Genomic DNA, 4,011 nt, shown 5'->3' on the forward strand with positions numbered 1-4,011 from the left:
CGGCTGGCGCGCATGCTCGCCAAGCACGAGTTGAGCCGCCTGCCCGGCCTGCCGCCACTGACCAGCTCGCCCTGCCTGTACGAAGAGTGCCTGATGCAGCAGCCACGGCTACTGGTTGAATCCGGCCAGCCTGGCCTGCTGGTGGAGGTCAGCAGTGGCGACTTCAAGCGTCTGCTGAGCAAGGCCACGGCCGGTAGTTTCGCCGTACCGCTGAGCAGCATCCGGCCGAACCTGGACCGCCCGGACGACGACCGCGCCGAGATCAGTCAGGCGGTGCAGAGTTTCACCGCGCGACGCATCCAGAAGCGTCTGGAAGAAACCATCGAGATTCCGCCGCTGCCGCATACGGCGCAGAAAATCATCAAGCTGCGGGTCAACCCCGACGCCACGGTCGACGACATCACCGGCGTGGTGGAAACCGACCCGGCATTGGCGGCGCAGGTGATCAGCTGGGCGGCCTCGCCCTACTACGCCGCTCCCGGGCGCATCCGCTCGGTGGAAGACGCCATCGTCCGCGTGCTCGGCTTCGACCTGGTGATCAACCTGGCCCTTGGTCTAGCGCTGGGCAAGACCATCAGCCTGCCGAACGACAAGCCGCAGGACGCCACACCCTACTGGCAACAGGCGATCTATACAGCCGCGGTCATCGAGGGACTGACCCGTGCGATCCCCCGCGAACAGCGCCCGGAACCCGGCCTGAGCTACCTCGCCGGACTGCTGCACAACTTCGGCTATCTGGTACTGGCGCACGTCTTTCCACCGCATTTTTCGCTGATCTGCCGGCACCTGGAAGCCAACCCGCACCTGTCGCACAGTCACGTCGAGCAGCATCTGCTGGGTATCACCCGCGAGCAGATCGGTGCCTGGCTGATGCGTCTGTGGGGCATGCCCGAGGAACTGGCGGCCGCCTTGCGTTTCCAGAACGACCCCGGCTATGACGGCGAAGATGCGGCCTATCCGAACCTGGTCTGCCTGGCGGTACGCATGCTGCGCAACCGCGGCATCGGCAGCGGGCCGGATGCCGAGGTGCCGCAGCAGCTGTTCGATCGCCTGGGTATCACCCGCGAGAAGGCCAACGACGCGATTGCCAAGGTACTCGCCGCTGAAGCCGCCTTGCGCGCCCTGGCGATGCAGTTCAACTCGCCACACTGACAGCCCGCGCCGCCGGGTCTGTGCTCGCGCAGGCCCGGCGATGGATCAGGGCGCCATCAACTCCCCGCGCGAAAGCTCACCCGCGCATTCACCAGCCCTTCACCGGCGCGCTCCAGGCTGACGTCAGCAATGCTCACGCCCTGCGCCTGCAGGGTGTCGAACCAGCGCAACAGCAATGCGTACGATGCCCCCGGCAGGCTCACCTGCACGCTGCCGTCGCTGCCATTGTCGAAGCTCTCGATTCGCAGGTTGCCCTGCTGCGCGCTTTCGGTGATCGCCCCCTGCAGCTGCTCCGGCGCCAGCTCGACCTGGGCGCTGCGCTCCATCTGCCGCGCCAGTTCGGTGTTCTGCTCCATGTAGGCATGCAGTTCGCGCTGCGCCTGGTAATACGCGCGAGCGTCGGCGGCCTGGCGTTGCGCCGGCAGCCACAGCCAGAGATAGAACAGCACGGCGAGCAGAAAGGCGCCGAGCAGGCTCAGCGAGGTGCGCTCGCGGGGCGCCAGGCGCTGCCAGCGCTGCCACAGCGGCGAATCGGCGAGGCGCACGGCCAGTTGTTGCTTGAGATTCATCATCAGCCTCCGATCACCACGCGCGCGCTGACGCCATCGCCTTCTCGACTGGCCGAGCCCAGCTGCACGCTCTGACCGGTGTCACCCAGGCGTTGGCGCAATGTTTCCAGCGTGGGAAAGTCCATGGCCTGCACCTGCAGCGCCAGATCGCCGCGATCCTGGTTGTAGTCGAGCTGGCCGATGGTCACCGGAATGCCGTCCTCCAGTGCCGCGGCGGCGTGGTCGAGCAGGCGCAGAAAGCCCGCCTGGCCACCGCTGCCGCGGGCCAGATGTTCATCGAACTGCGCGCGCATGTTGACGATGCGGATGTCCTCGGGAAACAGCTCGCGATACAGCGCCAGACTGGCCTCGGCGTAGGCATCGCCCTGGCGCTGGAAATACCAGGCCTGACTCAGGTTGAAGCCCAGCTGCACCAGCAGGATCAGGCCGGCCACGGCGAATAGCGGTTTCCAGTAACCGAGGCCGGTATTGCCAACCTCCACGGCGAAGTCACCCTGGGCAAGGTTGATCGCTGCCGCGCGCTGCGAACCGAGAAACGCATAGGGATCGTCCACCTGCCGGTAGTCGTCGAGCGCCAGAGGCGGCTCGCTTTCACTGCCCTGGGCATGCCAGGGCTCCGGGCAGAGGCCGGACAGCTGCGGCCAATCCTCGGTGGCGAAGGCCAGGCGCGTTTCGCCGACGCCGCCGAGCAGGCCACGCTCACCGATAAACAACAGCTGCGTGCCCTCCCGCGGCAACAGATCGGCGTCGACATGAATCGCCACGATCAGCAGGCCCAGCTCGCGCAACTGGCCAAGCCAGTCATCCAGCAGCTGGCGGCGGATCGCTACGACCCGCAGGCGGCCGTCCGGCAGTGCTTCGCCGAGGGCCAGATGCAGATCGTCGACGTTTTCCGCCAGCAGTTCCTCGGCGGCGTAGGCCAGCGCCTGCTGCATCCAGCGCGCCTTGCGCGTCGGCAGGGTGACGGCGAAAAAGCTGCAGACTTCCGCCGGCAGGATCAGGCTGATCGCGCCATTGCCTGCGGCGCATTCGCCCAGTGGCTGCCAGCGGCCGGGTTCGTCCTTTGGCAGCCAGTAGACGCGGGTCTCGGCATCGAGCCGGGCCGGACTGTCGGCGGGCAGAAACAGGCAATCCATGGTCTAGCGTTCTCCGTCGGATGGGAGGGTCTGCCGGGCAGGCTGACCGAGATTTCGCGCGAGCACGCGGACGCTGCCGTCCTGCTCACGTTGCAACAGGCTGACCAGCGCCAGCCGGCGGTCGCCCAGGCGAACTTCACTGGTGGCCTGGAAGAATTGACTGCCAACCGCCAGCGCAGTGCCCTGCAGCGTAGTCCCGGCCAGCGCCGGCTGCGCGAGGAATGCCGCGCTGTTGCGAAACGGCGCGGCGCGGCGCAGCTCGACCAGCGACTCGGCCGCGCCAAGGCTGATGTTGTCGCTCAGGCTGGAAAGCACCATCGCGCTCGCCGTGTTGACGTTCAGCGGCACGTTGGGCGGCAACGCGACGACATAGGGCGCCAGGCGCTGGAAATCCTCTTCGCGCATGTCCAGCAGCAGGCGCAGTTCGGACAGGTCGTGGAGCCGGCGACCGGCGCTGCGATAGGGCGTATCGAGGCCGAGATAGGCGTTGTCTTCGGCACCCAGCTCACCGCTCGGCTGCTGGTCGGGATCAATCCAGTCGAGCAGGCGCTCGGCATAGGGCGCGCTGATCTGCAGACGCAGCAGCAGCCGGCGGAACTGCTCGACCGCGGCGGGGTTAGGCTGCTGGTCGCGCAGCAGGTCGTTGAGGTTGAAGCGGCCGGCGAGATCCTCGATACGCACGAGGATCTCGCCCTGATCGATCTCGAACGCCGGCAGCGGCTGCGCCCAGGGCTCGAGCAGATGATCGACGGCCGCGGCCTCACCATTGGCGCCTGTCTCGCCCGTCTCGCCCGTCGCGCCAGCCCGCAGATCGCGAGCGAGCATGGCCTGGGCCAGCGCTTCGCCGCCCAGCGCGTAGTGCCAGGCCTGGCGTGCCTGCAGCTGGTTGCTGCTGGCACGAATGCTGAGCTGCTGACGCGCCACCATTGCCGCGCTGACCACGGTGACGATGGCCACCACCAGCAGCACGGTGATCAGGGCTACGCCGCGCTGGTGCTTCATTGCGGCAGCTCCCCTTCGAACGGCTCGGGCACGCCCTCGGCGCCGGGAAGCGCCTGCTGCGTCGCCTGCTCGACGGCGTCGGGCAGGCGCAGCAGACGGGTGATACGGCCGTAGCGGGCGTGCTCGATATTCAGCTCCAGGGCGATCGGCAG

4 protein-coding genes and 1 pseudogene are annotated in these 4,011 nt (G+C 67.5%); 1 reads left to right on the top strand and 4 read right to left on the bottom strand.

Annotated features, from left to right (window positions below; all coding sequences use genetic code 11):
• Positions 1-1,152, top strand: a 1,152-nt coding sequence (locus LO50_RS19105) for an HDOD domain-containing protein (protein ID WP_044316013.1), incomplete at its 5' end; no start/stop codon positions are given.
• 56 nt (positions 1,153-1,208) lie between these two features.
• On the opposite strand, the gene LO50_RS19110 is transcribed toward LO50_RS19105, so the two are convergent.
• From LO50_RS19110 to LO50_RS25665, 4 genes and pseudogenes are all read right to left on the bottom strand, one after another.
• A complete protein-coding gene (locus LO50_RS19110) occupies positions 1,209-1,724 on the bottom strand; it encodes a type II secretion system protein M (protein ID WP_044316014.1) in 516 nt (171 codons plus the stop codon).
• Positions 1,724-2,857, bottom strand: a complete 1,134-nt coding sequence (gene gspL, locus LO50_RS19115; protein ID WP_044316015.1) for a type II secretion system protein GspL — start codon at positions 2,855-2,857, stop codon at positions 1,724-1,726. Before gspL ends, LO50_RS19110 begins: the two co-directional genes overlap by 1 nt.
• A 3-nt stretch (positions 2,858-2,860) precedes the next feature.
• The gene (gspK, locus tag LO50_RS19120; RefSeq protein WP_044316016.1) at positions 2,861-3,859 is read right to left on the bottom strand and encodes a type II secretion system minor pseudopilin GspK; all 999 of its coding nucleotides are present in this window, start codon (positions 3,857-3,859) and stop codon (positions 2,861-2,863) included.
• A pseudogene (locus LO50_RS25665) lies at positions 3,856-4,011 on the bottom strand (type II secretion system protein GspJ); the annotation flags it as partial. The pseudogene LO50_RS25665 and the gene gspK, both read right to left, overlap by 4 nt.

Source organism: Stutzerimonas stutzeri (assembly GCF_000935215.1).
Taxonomy (GTDB): Bacteria; Pseudomonadota; Gammaproteobacteria; order Pseudomonadales; family Pseudomonadaceae; genus Stutzerimonas.

Coding starts and splice junctions, on each gene's coding strand:
- LO50_RS19110 (WP_044316014.1), bottom strand. CDS start 1,724: ATGATGAATCTCAAGCAACAACTGGCCGTGCGCCTCGCCGATTCGCCG.
- gspL (WP_044316015.1), bottom strand. CDS start 2,857: ATGGATTGCCTGTTTCTGCCCGCCGACAGTCCGGCCCGGCTCGATGCC.
- gspK (WP_044316016.1), bottom strand. CDS start 3,859: ATGAAGCACCAGCGCGGCGTAGCCCTGATCACCGTGCTGCTGGTGGTG.